This is a genomic window from Paenibacillus sp. 276b (genome assembly GCF_900107875.1).
GTDB classification, from domain to species: domain Bacteria; phylum Bacillota; class Bacilli; order Paenibacillales; family Paenibacillaceae; genus Paenibacillus; species Paenibacillus marchantiae.
This window is the reverse complement of the sequence record NZ_FNRR01000002.1, coordinates 594,039-612,334: the sequence shown is the minus strand read 5'-3', so window position 1 is coordinate 612,334 and position 18,296 is coordinate 594,039. Positions and strand designations below refer to the sequence as shown.

Below are 18,296 nucleotides of genomic sequence, written 5' to 3'. Positions count from 1 at the left end.
TTCCATGATATTCCTAATCCATTATATCCTGTCTCGATAGCCGGATACAAAGTGTCCTGGTGAAACTTCCATCCACTCCGGTTCTTCATCCCGTCCCCGAGCGGATGGGTCGGTATCCCCACTGTAGATCGGTGGCATAACGTTCCGTACCGTTGGATCAGGTACAGGAATTGCTGCCAGCAATGCCTGGGTATACGGATGTACCGGATTACGGTACAGTTCTTCTGTTGGTGCCACTTCCACCAGCTTACCGCGATACATCACACCGATTCGATTGGAGATGTGGCGTACCATCGACAAATCATGGGCAATGAACAAATAGGTCAGTCCCAGCTCTGCCTGCAAATCTTCAAGCATATTGACCACCTGTGCCTGTACGGACACATCCAGAGCAGACAACGGCTCATCACACAAAATGAACTCCGGGTTCACCGACAATGCACGGGCAATGCTGATCCGCTGACGCTGCCCCCCACTGAATTCATGTGGATAACGCTCCGCGTGCTCTGGTTTAAGACCCACACGGTTCATTAGGTCAAGCGCTCGCCCCTTCATCTCTGCCTTGGAAGCATAATTATGAATTTCCATGGGTTCACTTATAATCTGCAGAACATTCATACCCGGATTCAGTGAAGAATAGGGGTCCTGAAAAATCGTCTGCATCCGTTTGCGGAATGGCTTCAACTGGCGTTCATTCATTTTCGCAACATCCTGTCCGCCAAACATAATGCTTCCGTCCGTCACATCATAGAGTCTCACGATGCTGCGTCCAGTCGTTGATTTGCCACAGCCGGATTCACCAACCAGTCCAAATGTTTCTCCCTTGTGAATATGAAAACTGACGTTATCCACGGCTTTCACGACGTCTTTGCCTTTGCCAGCACCACGTACCGGAAAATGTTTTTTCAAACCACGCACGTCCAGCAGTACTTCACGCTGATCGATTCCTGTACTCATTTCTCCACCTCCTCTGACGATGCTCCTGTTTGTACTTGTTGTTGTTCCCGACCTTGATCGTCCAGCAACCAGCATAGCGCTCGATGACCGGGTGCAGTCTCGGTATACTTAGGCATCTGTTTGCATACTTCCATGGCGTGTGTGCAACGTTCCATAAACGGACATCCGGTTGGCGGATGAAGCAGATTGGGCGGTGTGCCTTCAATGGTTGCCAGCCGCTGGCGTCCACCTTCCTCGCCGTGCTTCGGAATGGAGCGCAGCAATCCCTGAGTATACGGATGCTGCGGATGAGCGAAAATACGCTCCACTGGCCCCTCTTCCATAATAAGTCCACCGTACATCACAATCACTCGGGTACAGACCTGAGCAACGACACCAAGGTCATGCGTAATCATCAGAATGGATGTCTGCGTGGAATCTTTTAGTTCCTGCATCAGCTGTAAAATCTGTGCCTGAATGGTCACATCCAGCGCTGTCGTCGGTTCATCCGCGATCAATAACTCCGGCTTGCAGGACAGAGCCATGGCGATCATTACCCGCTGTCTCATGCCTCCGCTGAACTCGTGTGGATATTGGTCAATCCGTTCTTCCGGAGAAGGAATGCCCACTTGCCGCAGCAACTCAATCGCTTCCTTGCGTGCAGCCGACTTGTCCATTTTCCGGTGACGACGAATGACCTCTGTCATCTGTTTGCCTACACGAACCACTGGATTAAGTGATGTCATCGGGTCCTGGAAAATCATCGAGATGCGGTTGCCCCGGATTTTGCGCAGCTCATTGTCCGACTTGGTCAGCAGATCCTCTCCACGGAACAGAATCTGACCATCCGTAATCCGGCCCGGCGACTGGATCAGTCGAATCAGCGAACGGGCGGTAACACTTTTGCCACTTCCGGACTCGCCGACCAGCCCAACCACTTCGCCTTCTTTTAACGTAAAACTCACACCCCGGACGGACTGTACCTCACCTTCCCGAGTTGCAAAGGACGTTTTCAGTTGTTTGACCGATAATAAATCTGTCATTGTATTCACCCCGCTGTTTACATGATATGGGTTGTCGACTATATAAGTTAAAAGATTAATTTCACACTGGATCACTATGTGATCAACTCAACTTCAAACATTTATCGCTTGTTCGCTTTGGGCTCGAAGGCTACGCGGAACACATCCCCCAGGAAGTTAAACGACAGCACCGTCAGCAAAATAAACAATCCCGGGAAAATTGCCATATACGGCGCTTCACTAATAAAGCCCTGTGCATCATTCAACATGCTGCCCCAAGAAGAGTTCGGTTGTTTAACACCCAGTCCGAGGAAGCTTAGTGACGATTCCATCAGAATCGCACTCGCGATGTTGATGGTTGCTGCGACAATAATGGTTGGAATAATGTTGGGAATAATGTGCTTCATGATGATCCGGCCAGGCTTTTGACCCGATACACGCGCATACAGTACGTATTCCCGCTGCTTGACCGACATCGCCTCAGCCCTGACAATCCGGGCAATATTCATCCAGCTCAGCACCCCGATAATAACAATAATTGTACCGATCCCCGGCTTAAGATATGCGTTCAGGATCAGCATCAGGAAGAAGGATGGAATCGACATGAGCACGTCAACAATACGCATCAACGTATTATCCACCCAGCCGCCAAAATAACCACTAACCGTCCCTACCAGTGTTCCCATAATAACGGCAATTGCCATCGAAAGGAAACCTACGGCGAGAGACACTCGTCCTCCGTATAACGCCCGAGCCAAATAATCCCGTCCGTAATCGTCCGTACCAAACCAGTGATCTGCACTCGGCTGTTGAAGCCGCTCCATCACTACAATTTCATTTGGATCATGTGGAGACAGAAACGCAAACAGGGATGCGAGTACAAAGATGCCCAATATGATGACAGCCGCAAGGCCCAGTTTCTGCTGTCGGAACTGCGTCCGTAAATTACGCCAGCGCATTGAATTCATTTTTGTCTCACCCCGTTGTCTTGATTCGTGGATCTACCACGCCATATAAGATATCAGCTACCAGGTTTCCGACGACCAGCAGCACAGAGGACATCATCGTAATGCCCATAATAATTGGATAATCCAAACCGTGAACGGCCGAAATCCCGAGAGATCCCATCCCCGGCCACGAGAAAACGGACTCCGTAATAAACGCTCCCGCAATCAGCTCCGGCAAAGACATGCCGAGAATGGTGATTACAGGCAGCAGTACATTTTTGAGCACATGACGAAGCAGTACCGTTCCTTTGGTTGCGCCGTAGGCATATTGGATTTGGACATAGTCCTCTTCCAACTGACTGATTGTATTCGAACGAATATACCGCATGTACACGGACACGTTCATGAAGGTCAATACGGTACATGGCAAAATGCCGTGTTTGATAATATCCCATGCGGAGTCCATACCAACCGTTCGCATACCCATGCTTGGTAACCAGTGCAGCTCTACTGCAAAGAAATAGATCAGCATCATACCGAACCAGAAACTAGGAATCGATATCCCGATATACGAGATTAAGCTGAGTCCACGGTCAAACAGACTGTTCTGACGCGAACCCGCAATCATGCTCAGCGGAATAGAAATCAGCAAAGATAATAATAGCGATGCCCCCATCAATCCGAATGTAGCGGGCAAGCGTTCAACAATCATTTCGGCAACCGGGCGATGGTTCACCAGTGAATAACCAAGGTCGCCAGACAGTACATTTTTGAGCCATACGACATATTGCACGTACATCGGTTGATCAAGACCGAGGTTTTGCCGAATACGCTCCACATCTTCTGCCCCCATATTTGGGGTAACAAAGGAAAGCACCGGATCGCCCGGCGCCAGCTTGATCAAGGTGAACGATACGATGGAGATTACAAAAAGAAGAGGGATCGCTTGTGCGATCCTTCGGACAATATAGTTGTTCACATGGGCACCTCCGAATCAACGCCGGCCTCGCGGCCGGCGTTATTGGCTTGTTATATAGAATGAACGCAAGTGGATTGAACAAAGGATTCACATCGGCCACTCCGATGGCAGAACAATCTTCCGATCACTGTTATCACCAGATTTCTTGATTTCGTATTCTATATAAGTTTCAACTAATGAATATTTACACTGACACTCCGATGACAGAACAACCTTCCGATCGCTGTTACCCCCAGATTTCTTTGATTCCTTTATAAAAAGGGGAAATCTGGGGATAAAGGCGAACGCTTTGCTTCTTCAGGTTATTTCTGTCCTCTCCGTTATTGTGTAAATGTTTAGTTGAACATATATAGTACGAAGAAATTCAGTGATAAAGGCGTTTCTCCAGATTTTTTCTGCTCTCTACGTTCTTTGTGAATCTCAAAGGTTCAAACAATACGTTCATTCTATATGATTATTTTTTATAAATTTTGGACAGATCTTCAAGCATAACGACTGGTTTTGGATTTGCATCTTCAACGCCGCCGTATGTGTTATCCACAGCCACTACAGCTTTCGTGTAGGCGATTGGATATACAGTCATTTCGTTTGCTACAGTTTGTTGGATTTGTTTGTACAAATCACCACGTTTAGTTTCGTCAATTTGAACGGCTGCTTCATTCCACAGCTTGTCGAAATCAGCATTTTTGTAATGGGAGTAGTTGTATGCCGCATCACTCAGGAAGAGAGATTTATAAGCATCTGGCTCATAACCCATGATGTATCCACCAAAGGACAATTCAAAGTCTGTATTGTTCATGTCCAATGTACGGTTACCATAAGCCGTTCCATCCATCGGCAGCAATTCCACTTCAATGCCCACGTCTTTCAGCTTTTGCTGTATGTACAGCGCTTGGCTTGTTTGTGGTTTGTTCGTATTTGTGTAAGCAAGACGCAATTTCAGGTTGCTAACGCCTGCATCAGCCAGCAATTGTTTTGCTTTTTCCACGTTGTAGTCGTATTTCTCAACATCATCCGTTTGGTACAGCGTGTCCGGTGTGAGAATGGACGGAGCCGGTTCAGCAAAATCAGCTGAGGAATACGAAGCGGTGATCAGTTCATTTTTATCCAAAGCATAAGCGATGGCTTGACGAACTTCTTTCTTTTGCATCGAAGGCACGTTCAGGTTGAACACCATGTATTGCAAGCGGCCTTCTGGGTAAGTCAGCATGTTGAATTTGCCTGTGTCGTTCAATTTGTTGTAATCCTGTGTGTCGACCATACGCATTTGAATCTCGCCGTTTTGCAAAGCCAGGTTCGCTGCATTTGGATCTTTCGCTACACGATACGTCACGCTATCCAGATGAGCTTTGCCTGCAAAGTAGTCATCAAAACGTTCCAGTGTTACGTATTCGCCCGGACGGTATTCCTTGAACTTGAACGGACCGGAACCGATCGGGTTGTTGTTTTTGTCGCTTTTCTCAATATCGGCTTCGCCTTCGAAAATGTGTTTAGGGATTGGAGAGAAAGAAACCAATGCTCCTTCAAAAGCAGCAGATACTTCCGGCAATTTGAATTCTACCGTCAGGTCATCGATCTTGGTTACTTTAACCGGTTTGCCATCAAAAACATACTGACTACGGGAAGAACTGTGCTGTTTCTCATCAAGGATGCTATCCATTGTAAACACAATATCATCCGCTGTCAGAGGCTGTCCGTCATGCCATTTCAGACCGTCTTTCAGCTTCAATGTATACGTCAGGTGATCATCAGAGAAGCTGTCGCTTTCTGCGAGCACATACGTTTTTTTGCCATCATTCACATTGAACAGTGGAGCATATAAGGATTGATCAATCGTCAACGTTACACGGTCACCCGCGTAGATCGGATTCATCACTTTAGGATCGTCCTGAACGGCAATAATGATGCTTCCTCCGTCTTTCGGTTGCCCATCATCCGTTGTTGCTGTATTTTCTGCGTTATTAGACGAAGAACTTGTTCCGTCACCGCTGCTTCCGCATGCACTCATGATTGCCACAACCAGAACCAGCATCAATGACAGCCACATTTTTTTCGATTTCATTATGATATTTCCCCTCGCTGTAATTTAACGTTCTGTTAGATAGTATAGGCAAGGATTCGACAAATTGCAACGATTTTTTCCAACTTAACCTATCGGGTTTAAATGAAATAACATTATTGTCTAGCAATGCAAAAAACCTCCAGCTCACGTTGTGTAGTGAAATGAAGGTTTGGATGACAATTCATCTTCTGAAATTCAATAACAGGACGATGCTCGTACGGGCTTACAACCCGGCTAACACCTGGTACCATACGCCTCGTTTGGAATATAGTGTACTGCGTACCTTGTCCCATCCGCCGAGGTAGTTAATATCGAACAGACCTTCTGGCGTTGGGAACGAGGACTTCGTCTCTGCAAACACTTCAGGGTCTACCGAACGGAAACCATGCTTGGCAAAAATGCGCTGTGCTTCCGGTGTTCGTAGATAGGCTACAAAAGCCTCCGCCAATTCACGATTGCCATGCTTACCTGCATATTTGTCCACGACAACTGCCGGATTTTCAATCAGGATCGTGTTTTTGGGAACCACGATGTCATAATTTACACCCTTGGCAATCCGGGCAAGCAATTCATTTTCATACGTGACGATCACGTCACCCACGCCATATTCGAAAGCCGCCATGGAGGATCGACCACTCTTATCCAGTGACTCGACATTCTCATGTACTTTTTCCAGAAAAGCTTTGGCCACGGCAGGATCTTTCTTGCCTTGCTCCTTCTCAGATAACTTCAACCCTGCACCATAGATGGCATTAATGTCCCACTGTGCTCCGCCTGACGTCTTGGGATTAGGATAAAGCACTTTAACACCCGGCTTGGTTAAATCTTCAAAATCACGAATCCCCAGCGGGTTGCCTGCTCTTGTACCCAGAACTACAATGGAACGGGTGATCATGCCTTTATTCGGAGCCTGCTTCCAATTGGAGCTGACCAAATCGGCTTTGACCAGCTTGTCGATATCACTTTCCATCGCGAGTAGCGCAACATCAGCTTCGAATCCACCAACAATGGCTCTGGCTTGTGTGCCAGAAGCTTCATAGGATTCCTGAAAGTGAACCGTCTGTCCGGTCTTTGCCTTCCATTCTTCCTGAAATTTGGGCAGCAATTCTCCGACGGCGTCTTTGGCTACACTGTAAGCACCGATTACCAGCGTATTGGATTGGTCGTCCGTCGAGGTTCCGTTCTGTCCGCTCACATCTTCCTGCTTGCTACATCCAACGGTCATGCAGACGAGCAGAAGTATGAGGACAACATATAAAGGGTTGAATTTCTTCTTCCTCGTCTGCATGGGCAGCCCCTCTTTTCCAAAAATAAGGATCATTCCTGAATTAAATGATGTTCTGATTAGATGATGACCGGCATTGGATCTTCCTTCAATCGGTTCTCAACAACCCAGCTATGGGTATCATTGAACAGATATGCCCGATGCACAAGCACTCGAATCTGTTGGCCGACTTGCAGCGTTGTTTTCTCCAGGGATCGATACGTAATGAGTTTATGGCCCTCAACTTCCACTTCCACCATCCATTCACTTCCACGGAAATGAAGGTGTTTGACTGTACCCTTTTCAGTAGCGGACAGCATGCTAAACTCGTTTTTCAAACCGATCTCGATATACTCAGGCCGGATCAATGCACGTGTGCGCTCTCCTTCCACCGCATGTTCGAAGCCCTTGAGCTGTGAAGCATCCTCCACAACGGTAGATTCCCCGATAAATGTAGCAACAAATGGCGTCTCTGGATTTTTGTAAATATCCCATGGCGTACCCTTCTGCTCCAAGCGCCCTTGGCTGATAATCATGATTTCATCGGCAACTTCAATCGCTTCATCCTGGTCATGGGTTACAAAGATCGAAGTGATGCCTACCCGCTCAATCAGCTCTCTCAGCCACGAACGCAATTCCTGACGGATCTTGGCATCAATAGCGGCAAAAGGTTCATCCAGCAGCAGCAGCTGTGGCTCCGGAGCTAATGCTCTGGCAAAAGCGACGCGCTGACGCTGTCCACCAGACAACTGATGTGGATAACGCTGTTCGAAACCTTTCAGCCCCGTCAATTCCACCAGCTCCATGACCCGATCACGGATCTGGGCTTTGGGTGTCTTTTTAACCTTGAGCCCAAAGGCGATATTTTCAAATACCGTCATATGTTTGAACAAAGCATAGTTCTGAAATACAAATCCGATTCCCCGCTCCTGCGGAGGCAGATGGTTTACGACTTTTCCGTGAAAACGAATCTCTCCGGAACCCGGATTCTCCAGCCCTGCCAGCATACGCAGTATGGATGTTTTCCCACCTCCGCTGGGTCCCAGCAAACCGATTAGATGGCCTTTGGCAATATCGAACGAGACATCTTTTACCGCATGAAAATCACCGAAATGTTTGTTCAGATCACGGACTTCAACATGCATCTCAATGCACTTCCTTTCGCTTCTTGGCCCATTCCATCATAAGCAGCAGCCCGACGGAAAAGGTAACCAGTACCAATGCCACACCATTTGCGGCAGCTACGTTAAAATTCTCTACATCCTGATATACAAGCGTTGTTGCCGTCTGCGTTTTGTTCATAATGTTACCCGATACAACCAGCACTGCACCGAATTCCCCAAGCGAGCGGGCAACCGTCAGCACAAGACCGTACACAACCGCCCAGCGGATGGAAGGCCAGGTAACACTCCAGAACGTTCTCCAGCCGTATGCACCAAGCGTTGACGCAGCCTCTTCCTGCTGAGATCCAAGCTCCTGCAAGACAGGCATCACCTCTCGAACCATCAATGGAAAAGTAACAAACAACGTTGCAATGACCATACCCGGGAAGGCATACACCACATTAAATCCAATTCCTTCAAAAAAAGCGCCCATAATGCTGTTGGGACCCAGCAGTAGTACAATCATCAATCCGCCAATGACGGGCGATACGGCATAGGGCAGATCCACAATGCTGTTCAGCAGCCCTTTCACCCGGTCACTCAGCCATCCGGCGCGGACCAGATAGATAGCCATCATAACGCCAAACAATGTATTTAACAGTGTGACGACAAGTACAACAAGTCCTGTCATCATCAAGGCATGCAGCGCCTCAGGGCGCAACAGCCCATCCAGGAATCCTCCTGCCCCGTCTTCAAATGCACCAATAAAAATACGTCCAAGCGGGATGATCAGCAGTACAATGAACACCACAAACGTCAGTCCGATTAATAGTCGCCTCATCGTCTTCTCCCCCGCATCTGCACCAGATTAATGAGCCAGAGGATCAGGAAGGAGAGTGTTAAGAGCAGTACGGACACGGCCGCGGCTCCGGTTGGATTGTCACTTTCGATCTCGCCGTAAATAAATACGGAAGCCGTCAATGTTCTTCCCGGAATATTGCCTGCCACCAGCACAACAGCCCCGAATTCGGCCAGTGCTCTGGAGAATGCGAGCATTCCCCCACTAATCATGCCCGGAGCCATGGACGGAAGAATGACCTGCCTGAATGTGCGCGCCTTCGATGCTCCCATCGTGTAGGATGCCTCTTCCTCCGAAGGATCGATCTCTTCGAGCAAAGGCTGCACCGCACGGATGACAAATGGAAACGTAACAAAGGTCATTGCGATCACAATCGCAGGCTGGTGAAACACAATTTCAAACCCCATGGATTCCGCCAGTTTGCCAATGGCACTGATCGGACCCAGGAGTAGCATAATCATCAGGCCACCAACGGCTGTTGGAAGAGCAAAAGGAAGATCTACCAGACTGTTAAGGAACGACCTCCCAAAAAAGCGATAACGTGTCAGCACCCAGGCAATCATGGTTCCCAAAATGACGTTAATCACCGTAGCTATAACAGCCAGCCGGATCGTTAACAGCACGGCTTTCCATGCAATTGGGTCCATAATACTTTGGATAAAGTTGCTCCATCCTTCAGAGAAGGAATTGACGTACACACCGATGATTGGAAGTACAATGAGTACGATAAAATATAGCAATACGGTACTGCGGAATCCCCAAGTCCATCCCTTGTGACGAAGAACGGTATTCATTGCTGCATTCCCTCCCAGCCTCCGGTTCTATGTCCGGTCGGCAGTCTTCCTGCTTTGGTACAACCATTTTCCTAAGTTGGATTTTATTACTTTAATATTATTCCCATTAGTCTACTTGGTTTTTGCTTATCTGATACTTTACCAGTTTGCAGTGCTAATCGTCAATGCTTTTATTGAATAAAATCGGCGTACCTATGAGATGGATTTTATAAAAATTACACTCGCCACTACGCGGCCAGAACAACCTTCCGATCGCTGTTATCCCCAGATTTCTTTGATCCCCTTTATCTAAGTGGTTTGTTCGGTATGTAATGGTTAAGGTACAATCTAGAGGAACAATTTGGAGCGAAGGAGTGGAGTAATATGTTATATACGAAGAATTTATCGACATCCCGACGGGATGAGATGAAGGATATTACGCGGGAAGTAGAGCAGGTTGTCCGTGACAGCGGTGTGCAGAATGGGACTGTATTGATTTATTGTCCACATACGACAGCAGGCATTGCAATTAATGAAAATGCAGACCCGGATGTCAAACATGACGTGCTGCTTCGTCTAAACGAGGTATACCCCTGGCAACATCCCGAATATCGGCATGCTGAAGGAAATACGGCTTCTCACTTGAAATCGATCACAACCGGACCATCACAAACGGTGATTATACATGAGGGCAGATTACTGCTTGGCAGATGGCAGGGCATCTATTTTTGCGAATTTGATGGTCCTCGTCAACGGGAATATTTTCTTAAAATCATAGAAGGTTAGCTCCATTTCAACCCCATTTCTAATGATTTGCCATTGATTGAAATAAAAAACAAACAGGCGGCCCACCCTATTCTAGGGATGTAACCCGCCTGTAATGATCTTCTTCGCGCAAAAACTTTCGCGAGACAACGTTATAAAGAATTAATGTTATGACAATTCACCGCCCTGAAGTGTGGAGTGCGACAAAAGCGCCTTATTGGACGCCAGGCTGGTGTTGGAGATTACGGCAGAGTACTTTGACATGAGATAACGCAGCCGATTCAATCTCTGCAAAGGTTAAACGGTCCTGAATATAATACGATATGAATCCGTGCATGGACAAAAACAGCGTACGTGGTACACATTGAATATCCTCTTCCGTACAGCCCTCTTCATTCATGTATTGCCGAATAATGGAGGCGAACAATTCAAAGCATCTTCCTTGCTCCGTACGACAATACGATAGCAATTCCTCATCCCGAATCATGAACATAATCTCGTACTGATACGGATTCTCCAAACCAAAACGAATAAACTCCATCATGATATGTTCCACCTTGCTCACGCCGCCCATGACTGGCCTGACCATGGCTTGCAGCAGCAAATGCCCCAGATGATTGAAATCTTCAACCACGATGGCATAAAACAGCTCTGCCTTTTCCTTAAAATGATAATACAGCGACCCATGACTATAGCCTAGATGCTGGCCGATGCTTCGCATCGAAATGGCACGGTATCCTTTGGTAATAAAAAGATGCCTTGCCGCCTCCAGTATCCGCTCCCTCGACAACTCCTGTTCGACTGCTCTTCTAGCCATATATTTTATTCCCCTTCAATAAAATAAAGCCGCTGTCCCTCCGTGATCCGGGATTGCCCTTGCGTCAAATCTGTGATCCAGGCCACAAATGCCTCGGTTTCACTATCCGGCGGAAGACAAGTCAACGTAACCTTATCGGTGAACCCAGTTTCACCTGTACGGACTTCCCGGCTCCTTAATTCATTTTCCACTTTGCCCAGCCATGTGTAATCCAGTTCAACAAACACTTCACGATGGAGCACTTTGGTAATCGCTTCCCCGGCTTCTATGGCTGCAACTGCTCCATCCGTATAAGCGCGAATTAACCCACCTGCTCCAAGCATAATTCCTCCAAAGTAACGTGTAACAACGATAGCCACATTCTTCAATTGCTGATTTTTGATGACTTCAAGAATCGGTTTTCCAGCGGTTCCGCTTGGTTCGCCATCATCGGATTGCTTCTGGATCTCATCCCGCTCACCAATTATGTATGCGGAGCAGTTATGAGTAGCATTCCAATGTTTTTTCTTGATTTCATCAATAAAAGCGTTGGCTTCTTCTTCTGTCGTGACCGGCATAATATGACCGATAAATCGCGACTTTTTGATTACAATTTCCAGATTGCCCGGTCCTCGAACCGTGCGATAACGTTCAATCATCCCTATCCAACTTTCCACCAATTTGATCCATTTTACAAGAAAGCAGTTCCCCGCGCGCACGCGGACGAACTGCCTTGGTTTAACATCCGGGAAACCATTGCTTCACAATGACTCCCCGAATGTAATTACATTACCTTATTTAACTATATGAGCAGACCGATGAATTATTCAGAAAGTCTCGCTTCCAGCGCTGCTTTCTCTTCTTCAAAGCCTGGTTTGCCCAGCAAAGCGAACATATTTTTCTTGTAAGCTTCCACGCCTGGTTGGTCAAATGGATTGACTCCTAGCAGGTAACCACTAATGCCGCATGCTTTTTCAAAGAAGTATACCAGATATCCGAAAGAATATGGAGACATATCTGGAATGTTCACAATCAAGTTTGGTACTTGACCATCTGTGTGTGCAAGCAGTGTTCCTTGGAACGCTTTTTTGTTAACAAAGTCCATTGTTTTACCTTCAAGGAAATTCAGACCATCCAGATCATCCGGGTCAGCTTGGATCGAAATATGCTCCGATACTTCAGCAACCTGAATCACAGTTTCGAAGATGTTCCGGCTACCCTCTTGAATGAATTGACCCATGGAGTGCAAGTCAGTCGAGAAATCAACGGATGCAGGATAAATCCCTTTATAGTCTTTACCTTCACTCTCTCCGTAAAGCTGTTTCCACCATTCGGATACAAAGTGCAAGGATGGCTCGTAGTTCACGAGGATTTCTGTTCCTTTACCTTTGCGATACAGTGCGTTACGAACAGCTGCATATTGATATGCTTCGTTCTCAGCTACGTTCGGGTTGCTGTATTCTTTGGAAGCGTCAGCCGCACCTTGCATCATTTCTTCAATGCTGATGCCAGCTGCTGCGATTGGCAACAAACCTACAGCCGTCAGAACGGAGTAACGTCCACCTACATCATCCGGGATAATGAAGGATTCATAGCCTTCTTCATTCGCCAGTTTTTTCAGTGCGCCGCGCTCTTTATCTGTCGTTGCATAGATACGTTTGCGAGCTTCTTCTTTACCGTATTTTTTCTCCAGTGCTGCACGGAAGATACGGAAAGCAATCGCTGGCTCCGTTGTTGTACCGGATTTGGAGATAACGTTAACGGAGAAATCTTTACCTTCAACCAGATCCAGCAAATGAGTTACATACGTGGAGCTGATGTTGTTTCCTGCAAAGTAGATTTCAGGCGTTTTGCGTTTGTCTTTAGGCAGATTGTTGTAGAAAGAGTGCGTAAGCATCTCAATCGCTGCACGTGCACCAAGGTATGATCCACCAATACCGATGACGATCAGTACTTCAGAATCGCTTTGGATTTTAGCAGCCGCTTTTTGAATACGGGAGAACTCTTCTTTGTCATAAGCGGTAGGCAGGTCGATCCAGCCCAGATAATCCGATCCCGTTCCCGTTCCGTTGTGGAGCTGCTCGTGAGCCAAACGAATCGGTTCAGCGAAATAGTCCACTTCATGTTGATTGACAAATTGCAGGGCAGTGCTGTAGTCAAACTTCACTTTTTTTGCCATGATCTATAAAACCTCCTGATATCGGTAGCGTATTTTTTTCCGTTTTCCATACTAAACAACTTAGCCTAAGGATACTTCAAATCCACAGGGCTGACAAGCTTGTAGCACGAACTTTGTCGTTAGAGTTTAAGAAGCAAAAAGGGTTAACCGAATCCGCGAGTCGCGGTTCTGGTTACCCTTCTTGTATTATTCCGCCGGGTACGAACAGCAGTAGTCGGTAACGCTGCGTATCTCCAGTTTAAATTTGGATTCGGCAGGCACGTGGAACGTAGCTTGACCTTGAATCTCTTGCCAATCTTCTTCTCCGGGAAGTAATACTCTCAGATCGCCGGACAGTATTTCCATAATCTCACGGGAATCTGTACCGAACTCATAACTACCTGGAAGCATAATACCCAGAGTCACCTTGCTGCCATCCCCCAAAATAACCGTTCTACTCGTTACCTGGCCCTCATAATAAATGTTGGCCTCTTTCACTACACTGACTTGATCAAACTGTGACATGCGTACCCGCTCCCCCTGAAGTTAATCAAAACAAAAGGCAAAACAGATCAAGGCGGTTGCCCGCCCATTCTCTGCCGGAAATCACTTGCTGCTCGGCAGGACAGAAATTAAACTGTCCTTCCTACAGCATTTTTCAAGCTATTACAGCAATGCTTTTACGCGACTAACCACGTTTTCCACAGTGAAACCATACTCTTGGATAACACGGTCGCCAGGCGCGGATGCACCAAATGTGTTGATTCCGAGAATGTCGCCTTGGTCGCCGACATATTTTTCCCAACCCATTGGGTGAGCCATTTCAATCGCCAGACGCGCTTTAACATCTGGAAGCAGGACGGATTCTTTGTATGCTTTGTCCTGTTTCTCGAACAGATCCCAGCTCGGCATGCTGATTACACGAACTTGGATGCCTTGTTCAGCAAGTGCTGCTTGAGCTTTGACAGCCAGTTGCACTTCGGAACCTGTCGCGATGATTTGGGCAACAGCTTTGCCTTCTTTTGCATCAGAGACAACATACGCACCACGTTTCACATTCTCACGTGAACCTTCAACGGTACCTTCCAGAATCGGCAGGTTTTGACGAGTGAGTACGAGTGCAACCGGATTGCTCTTGTTCTCAAGCGCGTAAGCCCATGCTGCAGAAGTTTCATTACCGTCAGCCGGACGAATAACTGTCAGGTTAGGAATGATACGCAGGGATGCCAATTGCTCAATTGGTTCGTGAGTAGGACCGTCTTCACCAACAGCGATACTGTCGTGAGTCAGGACGTACGTTACAGGCAGACCCATCAGGGCAGCCAGACGAACAGCTGGACGCAGGTAGTCTGTAAATACGAAGAATGTACCTCCGAATACTTTCACACCACTGTGCAGTGCCATACCGTTCATTGCTCCAGCCATACCGAATTCACGGATACCGAAGTAGATGTTGCGACCGGAATAATCTTCAGGTGAGAAGTTCTCCAGGTTGTTCAAGTGAGTCATTGTGGAGCTTTCAAGGTCAGCAGAACCACCTGTCAGTTGTGGCACGTTATGAGCCAAACCGTTCAGTGCATTACCGGATGCTACACGAGTGGATACAGCTTTGTCTGTTGCTGCATATTTAGGCAGATCGCGATCCCAACCTTCTGGAAGATCGCCATTGATTGCCGTTTCGAATTGAGCTGCCAGCTCAGGGAATGCTTTTTTGTACTCAGCAAATTTCTCGTCCCATGCTTTGTTAGCAGAGATACCACGATCTTTCACTTGTGCAAAGTGTTCGCGAACTTCAGTTGGAACGTGGAAATCTTCCTGGTAAACCCATTTGTAAAACTCTTTAGTCAATTTAGCTTCGTCTGCACCCAGTGGAGATCCGTGAGTACCGCCGTGGCCGCCTTTACCTTGTTTGTTCGGGCTACCGTAACCAATTACAGTTTTAACTTCAATCAGTGTAGGACGAAGCGTATCTGCTTGACCTTCCTCAATTGCTTTCTGGATTGCAGGCAGATCGTTACCATCTTCAACGCGCAGCACTTGCCAGCCATAAGCTTCAAAACGCTTCGCGATGCTTTCAGAAGAAGACAGGTTCAATTTACCATCCAAAGTGATGTCATTGGAGTCAAACAACATGATCAATTTGCCCAGGTGCAAACGTCCAGCCAGGGAAGCTGATTCATGGGATACACCTTCCATCAAGTCACCGTCACCACAGATTGCGTAAGTGTGGTGGTCGATTACGTTGAATTTGTCTTTATTATATGTTGCGCTCAGTTGAGCTTCAGCCATAGCCATACCTACAGCCATTGCAATACCTTGGCCCAGTGGTCCAGTTGTTGCGTCAACGCCTGCAGTATGTCCGAATTCCGGGTGACCCGGAGTTTTGCTTCCCCATTGACGGAACTGTTTCAATTGTTCCATAGGCAGGTCATACCCGCTCAGGTGAAGTAAGCTGTACAGCAACATGGAGCCATGTCCTGCGGACAGAACAAAACGGTCCCGGTTAACCCAAGTTGGGTGGTCCGGGTTATGTGTCATCGTTTTTGCAAAAAGTTGGTACCCCATTGGAGCGGAGCCCATAGGCATTCCCGGGTGTCCGGAATTTGCCTTCTCGATTGCATCAATCGCCAGTGTACGTACGGTAGTGATCGACAGGTTGTCGATGGTGTTGTTCTCTTCCTTTTGAATCGCTTCGTTCTTGTCAGTCATGGTTTGTCCTCCTCATGTCTTTAGATAAGTCGGGTTGCGCAAGCGAATCCCTCTCATCATACAAGCAAACCGAATTTCACAATAAGTGAATCCGCTTGAGTGTTTCATTTTGACTTATTCACTTTTGTATTGTATCACTTGGCGTGAAGGTTTTCCATAACCTTCTTTTAGAAGATCGGGAAAATTCGGCTGATTATGACGAGGGATTTGTTTCCAGTTGCGCAAAAAGAGTGTCATACTGAGCATTTCAGCATATCTTCTAGCTCAGCCAGCATCGCAAATCCATCGGATGAAGTATAACCTTTAAGCGGAAAACCATACTCTTTTTAGATATCGAAGTTGATTTTGCATATAATGGTCCTTGATCATGATTGGAAAAATCGGACTTTTGTGCACATCAGGCTGTACTTCATATGGAAAGGAGGATTCACATATGCCGGAACATTTGGCTAAGTCAACAAATTCGCTAAAGCACATATTACCCTGGAAAGCCGGGGTTTTAACAGGTCTTACATCCGGACTGGTGCTCGGGTTCTTTTTAAAGGCTATTCAGACTTACACTGGTGAAAAAGTCTATACCTTGCTGCTGAACATTGATTTTGTTCCATGGCTTCCGCCCACGCTACCTGAGTTCATTGAATTTGGGCTGCATCTTATCGTTTCCATAATCATTGGCAACTTCTACATATGGTGGATTCAGCGTTCAGGTCATCCGATATCCAAAGGCGTCCTGATCGGCGCTCTCTCTTCCCTGCTGTATATTCCACTCTCCCAGCTGTCGAGTCGTGTGCCTGATCTATATGATATAAAAGCGATACTTTACTGGCTGACAGGGCATCTGTTATTTGGCGTGGTCGTTGGTTGGTGCGGTCATGTATGGAAGCACAGCCAGAAGCACAACCAAAAAGGCGATCCCCCTTTCAGACATGAATAGGGGACCGCCTTTTCTTTTTTCGGAATAGAACTGAACTGTATCTTTACGAATCAACCTTGCGCAGTATTAAAGCATTAGCTTAAAACACAACGGTTTTATTTTCATGAACCAGTACACGGTCTTCAACATGCCATTTAACGGCACGAGCAAGAACTACACGCTCAATGGTACGTCCAATGCGTTTCAACTCGGTTACATCATCCCCGTGGCTTACACGCTGAACGTCCTGCTCAATGATCGGTCCGCCATCCAGCTCTTCCGTAACATAGTGAGCTGTCGCACCGATAATTTTGACACCTCGGTTGTACGCTTGGGCATACGGTTTACCGCCGACAAAGGCAGGCAGAAACGAGTGATGAATGTTAATAATACGATTGCGGTAATGCTCAATGAACATCGGAGAAATGATCTGCATGTAGCGCGCAAGAATAATCACGTCGATATCATTACCAATGACGTCCAACTGGCGTTGTTCCGCTTCCTTCTTCGTATCCGCTGTAACCGGAATATGGTGATAAGGAATGCCAAATGATTCTACATAGTCCTTCATATCCAGATGATTGCTCACAACAAGCGCGATGTCTGCATCCAGATCGCCAGCCTGCCATTGCCACAACAGCTCAACCAGACAGTGATCCTCCTTGGATACAAAGATGGCAAGTTTCTTCTTGCGGCTAACCGCAGAAAGACTCCAATCCATTTTGAAACGGTTTGCCACTTCTTCGAAATCAGCTTCCAGCTTAGGCAGGTTCAACGATAATTGTGGAAGATCGAACTCGATCCGCATAAAAAACATGCCGCCAGCCGGGTCCATTGTGTATTGGTCCGACTGTACAATGTTTGCACCATGCTGGTGCAAGAAATGGGATACTGCGGCAACAATTCCCGGTCCATCCGGACAGGAAATGAGCATCCGCGCCCGATCGGCGCGGTTTTTAACATCAGGACGTACTTGTTTAGCGTGAATCTCCATCGGGTTATTTTTCCTC

Annotated in this window: 17 protein-coding genes; 2 read left to right on the top strand and 15 right to left on the bottom strand. The window is 47.1% G+C overall.

Annotation, left to right across the window (positions count from 1 at the left end; genetic code table 11):
* Window positions 1-21 precede the first annotated feature (21 nt).
* The 9 genes from BLV50_RS13560 to cysT all read right to left on the bottom strand — a co-directional run bounded on the left by BLV50_RS13560 (window position 22) and on the right by cysT (window position 9,966).
* The gene (locus tag BLV50_RS13560) at window positions 22-957 is read right to left on the bottom strand and encodes an ABC transporter ATP-binding protein (RefSeq protein WP_063564391.1); all 936 of its coding nucleotides are present in this window, start codon (window positions 955-957) and stop codon (window positions 22-24) included.
* Complete coding sequence (locus tag BLV50_RS13555; protein ID WP_090808200.1) at window positions 954-1,979, bottom strand: ABC transporter ATP-binding protein; 1,026 nt, start codon at window positions 1,977-1,979, stop codon at window positions 954-956. Before BLV50_RS13555 ends, BLV50_RS13560 begins: the two co-directional genes overlap by 4 nt.
* 101 nt (window positions 1,980-2,080) lie before the next feature.
* Entirely contained in the window at window positions 2,081-2,926 is an 846-nt protein-coding gene (locus BLV50_RS13550) for an ABC transporter permease (RefSeq protein WP_053781729.1), read from the bottom strand.
* A gap of 7 nt (window positions 2,927-2,933) precedes the next feature.
* Window positions 2,934-3,884 (bottom strand): ABC transporter permease, encoded by a 951-nt coding sequence (locus BLV50_RS13545; protein ID WP_064639956.1) that lies wholly within the window; start codon window positions 3,882-3,884, stop codon window positions 2,934-2,936.
* A gap of 454 nt (window positions 3,885-4,338) precedes the next feature.
* The gene (locus BLV50_RS13540) at window positions 4,339-5,946 is read right to left on the bottom strand and encodes an ABC transporter substrate-binding protein (protein WP_090808198.1); all 1,608 of its coding nucleotides are present in this window, start codon (window positions 5,944-5,946) and stop codon (window positions 4,339-4,341) included.
* Window positions 5,947-6,169: 223 nt separating this feature from the next.
* Window positions 6,170-7,234 (bottom strand): sulfate ABC transporter substrate-binding protein, encoded by a 1,065-nt coding sequence (locus tag BLV50_RS13535; RefSeq protein WP_072734270.1) that lies wholly within the window; start codon window positions 7,232-7,234, stop codon window positions 6,170-6,172.
* Window positions 7,235-7,290: 56 nt separating this feature from the next.
* Window positions 7,291-8,355: a sulfate/molybdate ABC transporter ATP-binding protein gene (locus BLV50_RS13530; RefSeq protein ID WP_063564396.1), complete on the bottom strand. Its 1,065-nt coding sequence runs from the start codon at window positions 8,353-8,355 to the stop codon at window positions 7,291-7,293.
* A gap of 1 nt (window position 8,356) precedes the next feature.
* On the bottom strand, window positions 8,357-9,154 hold the full coding sequence (locus BLV50_RS13525; RefSeq protein ID WP_063564397.1) for a sulfate ABC transporter permease subunit: 798 nt from the start codon (window positions 9,152-9,154) through the stop codon (window positions 8,357-8,359).
* Window positions 9,151-9,966 carry a sulfate ABC transporter permease subunit CysT gene (cysT, locus tag BLV50_RS13520; RefSeq protein ID WP_063564398.1) on the bottom strand — a complete coding sequence of 272 codons (816 nt, stop codon included), beginning with the start codon at window positions 9,964-9,966 and terminating at the stop codon, window positions 9,151-9,153. Before cysT ends, BLV50_RS13525 begins: the two co-directional genes overlap by 4 nt.
* A 363-nt stretch (window positions 9,967-10,329) precedes the next feature.
* Here cysT and BLV50_RS13515 point away from each other — a divergent pair, with 363 nt between their 5' ends.
* Window positions 10,330-10,731, top strand: a complete 402-nt coding sequence (locus BLV50_RS13515) for a secondary thiamine-phosphate synthase enzyme YjbQ (protein ID WP_090808196.1) — start codon at window positions 10,330-10,332, stop codon at window positions 10,729-10,731.
* A 193-nt stretch (window positions 10,732-10,924) separates the two neighbouring features.
* Here BLV50_RS13515 and BLV50_RS13510 read toward each other — a convergent pair whose 3' ends face one another.
* The 5 genes from BLV50_RS13510 to tkt all read right to left on the bottom strand — a co-directional run bounded on the left by BLV50_RS13510 (window position 10,925) and on the right by tkt (window position 16,373).
* A complete protein-coding gene (locus BLV50_RS13510; protein ID WP_063564400.1) occupies window positions 10,925-11,527 on the bottom strand; it encodes a TetR/AcrR family transcriptional regulator in 603 nt (200 codons plus the stop codon).
* Between the two features lie 5 nt (window positions 11,528-11,532).
* Window positions 11,533-12,165, bottom strand: coding sequence for a YigZ family protein (locus tag BLV50_RS13505; RefSeq protein ID WP_063564401.1), 633 nt, complete (start codon window positions 12,163-12,165; stop codon window positions 11,533-11,535).
* Window positions 12,166-12,329: 164 nt separating this feature from the next.
* Window positions 12,330-13,685: a glucose-6-phosphate isomerase gene (locus BLV50_RS13500; protein ID WP_063564402.1), complete on the bottom strand. Its 1,356-nt coding sequence runs from the start codon at window positions 13,683-13,685 to the stop codon at window positions 12,330-12,332.
* A gap of 186 nt (window positions 13,686-13,871) precedes the next feature.
* The gene (locus BLV50_RS13495; RefSeq protein ID WP_053781719.1) at window positions 13,872-14,189 is read right to left on the bottom strand and encodes a pyrimidine/purine nucleoside phosphorylase; all 318 of its coding nucleotides are present in this window, start codon (window positions 14,187-14,189) and stop codon (window positions 13,872-13,874) included.
* A gap of 141 nt (window positions 14,190-14,330) precedes the next feature.
* Window positions 14,331-16,373 (bottom strand): transketolase, encoded by a 2,043-nt coding sequence (gene tkt / locus BLV50_RS13490; protein WP_063564404.1) that lies wholly within the window; start codon window positions 16,371-16,373, stop codon window positions 14,331-14,333.
* Between the two features lie 433 nt (window positions 16,374-16,806).
* On the opposite strand from tkt, the gene BLV50_RS13485 reads away from it, so the two are divergent.
* Window positions 16,807-17,307 (top strand): hypothetical protein, encoded by a 501-nt coding sequence (locus tag BLV50_RS13485; RefSeq protein ID WP_090808194.1) that lies wholly within the window; start codon window positions 16,807-16,809, stop codon window positions 17,305-17,307.
* 79 nt (window positions 17,308-17,386) lie between these two features.
* Here BLV50_RS13485 and purU read toward each other — a convergent pair whose 3' ends face one another.
* The gene (purU, locus tag BLV50_RS13480; RefSeq protein ID WP_063564406.1) at window positions 17,387-18,280 is read right to left on the bottom strand and encodes a formyltetrahydrofolate deformylase; all 894 of its coding nucleotides are present in this window, start codon (window positions 18,278-18,280) and stop codon (window positions 17,387-17,389) included.
* Window positions 18,281-18,296: the final 16 nt, after the last annotated feature.

What these genes read in the sequence shown, in the direction of transcription:
- BLV50_RS13535 (WP_072734270.1), bottom strand. Translation starts at nt 7,234, where the DNA reads ATGCAGACGAGGAAGAAGAAATTCAACCCTTTATATGTTGTCCTCATA.
- BLV50_RS13500 (WP_063564402.1), bottom strand. Translation starts at nt 13,685, where the DNA reads ATGGCAAAAAAAGTGAAGTTTGACTACAGCACTGCCCTGCAATTTGTC.
- BLV50_RS13495 (WP_053781719.1), bottom strand. Translation starts at nt 14,189, where the DNA reads ATGTCACAGTTTGATCAAGTCAGTGTAGTGAAAGAGGCCAACATTTAT.
- BLV50_RS13515 (WP_090808196.1), top strand. Translation starts at nt 10,330, where the DNA reads ATGTTATATACGAAGAATTTATCGACATCCCGACGGGATGAGATGAAG.
- BLV50_RS13530 (WP_063564396.1), bottom strand. Translation starts at nt 8,355, where the DNA reads ATGCATGTTGAAGTCCGTGATCTGAACAAACATTTCGGTGATTTTCAT.
- BLV50_RS13560 (WP_063564391.1), bottom strand. Translation starts at nt 957, where the DNA reads ATGAGTACAGGAATCGATCAGCGTGAAGTACTGCTGGACGTGCGTGGT.
- BLV50_RS13485 (WP_090808194.1), top strand. Translation starts at nt 16,807, where the DNA reads ATGCCGGAACATTTGGCTAAGTCAACAAATTCGCTAAAGCACATATTA.
- tkt (WP_063564404.1), bottom strand. Translation starts at nt 16,373, where the DNA reads ATGACTGACAAGAACGAAGCGATTCAAAAGGAAGAGAACAACACCATC.
- BLV50_RS13505 (WP_063564401.1), bottom strand. Translation starts at nt 12,165, where the DNA reads ATGATTGAACGTTATCGCACGGTTCGAGGACCGGGCAATCTGGAAATT.
- purU (WP_063564406.1), bottom strand. Translation starts at nt 18,280, where the DNA reads ATGGAGATTCACGCTAAACAAGTACGTCCTGATGTTAAAAACCGCGCC.
- BLV50_RS13550 (WP_053781729.1), bottom strand. Translation starts at nt 2,926, where the DNA reads ATGAATTCAATGCGCTGGCGTAATTTACGGACGCAGTTCCGACAGCAG.
- BLV50_RS13540 (WP_090808198.1), bottom strand. Translation starts at nt 5,946, where the DNA reads ATGAAATCGAAAAAAATGTGGCTGTCATTGATGCTGGTTCTGGTTGTG.
- BLV50_RS13525 (WP_063564397.1), bottom strand. Translation starts at nt 9,154, where the DNA reads ATGAGGCGACTATTAATCGGACTGACGTTTGTGGTGTTCATTGTACTG.
- BLV50_RS13555 (WP_090808200.1), bottom strand. Translation starts at nt 1,979, where the DNA reads ATGACAGATTTATTATCGGTCAAACAACTGAAAACGTCCTTTGCAACT.
- BLV50_RS13510 (WP_063564400.1), bottom strand. Translation starts at nt 11,527, where the DNA reads ATGGCTAGAAGAGCAGTCGAACAGGAGTTGTCGAGGGAGCGGATACTG.
- cysT (WP_063564398.1), bottom strand. Translation starts at nt 9,966, where the DNA reads ATGAATACCGTTCTTCGTCACAAGGGATGGACTTGGGGATTCCGCAGT.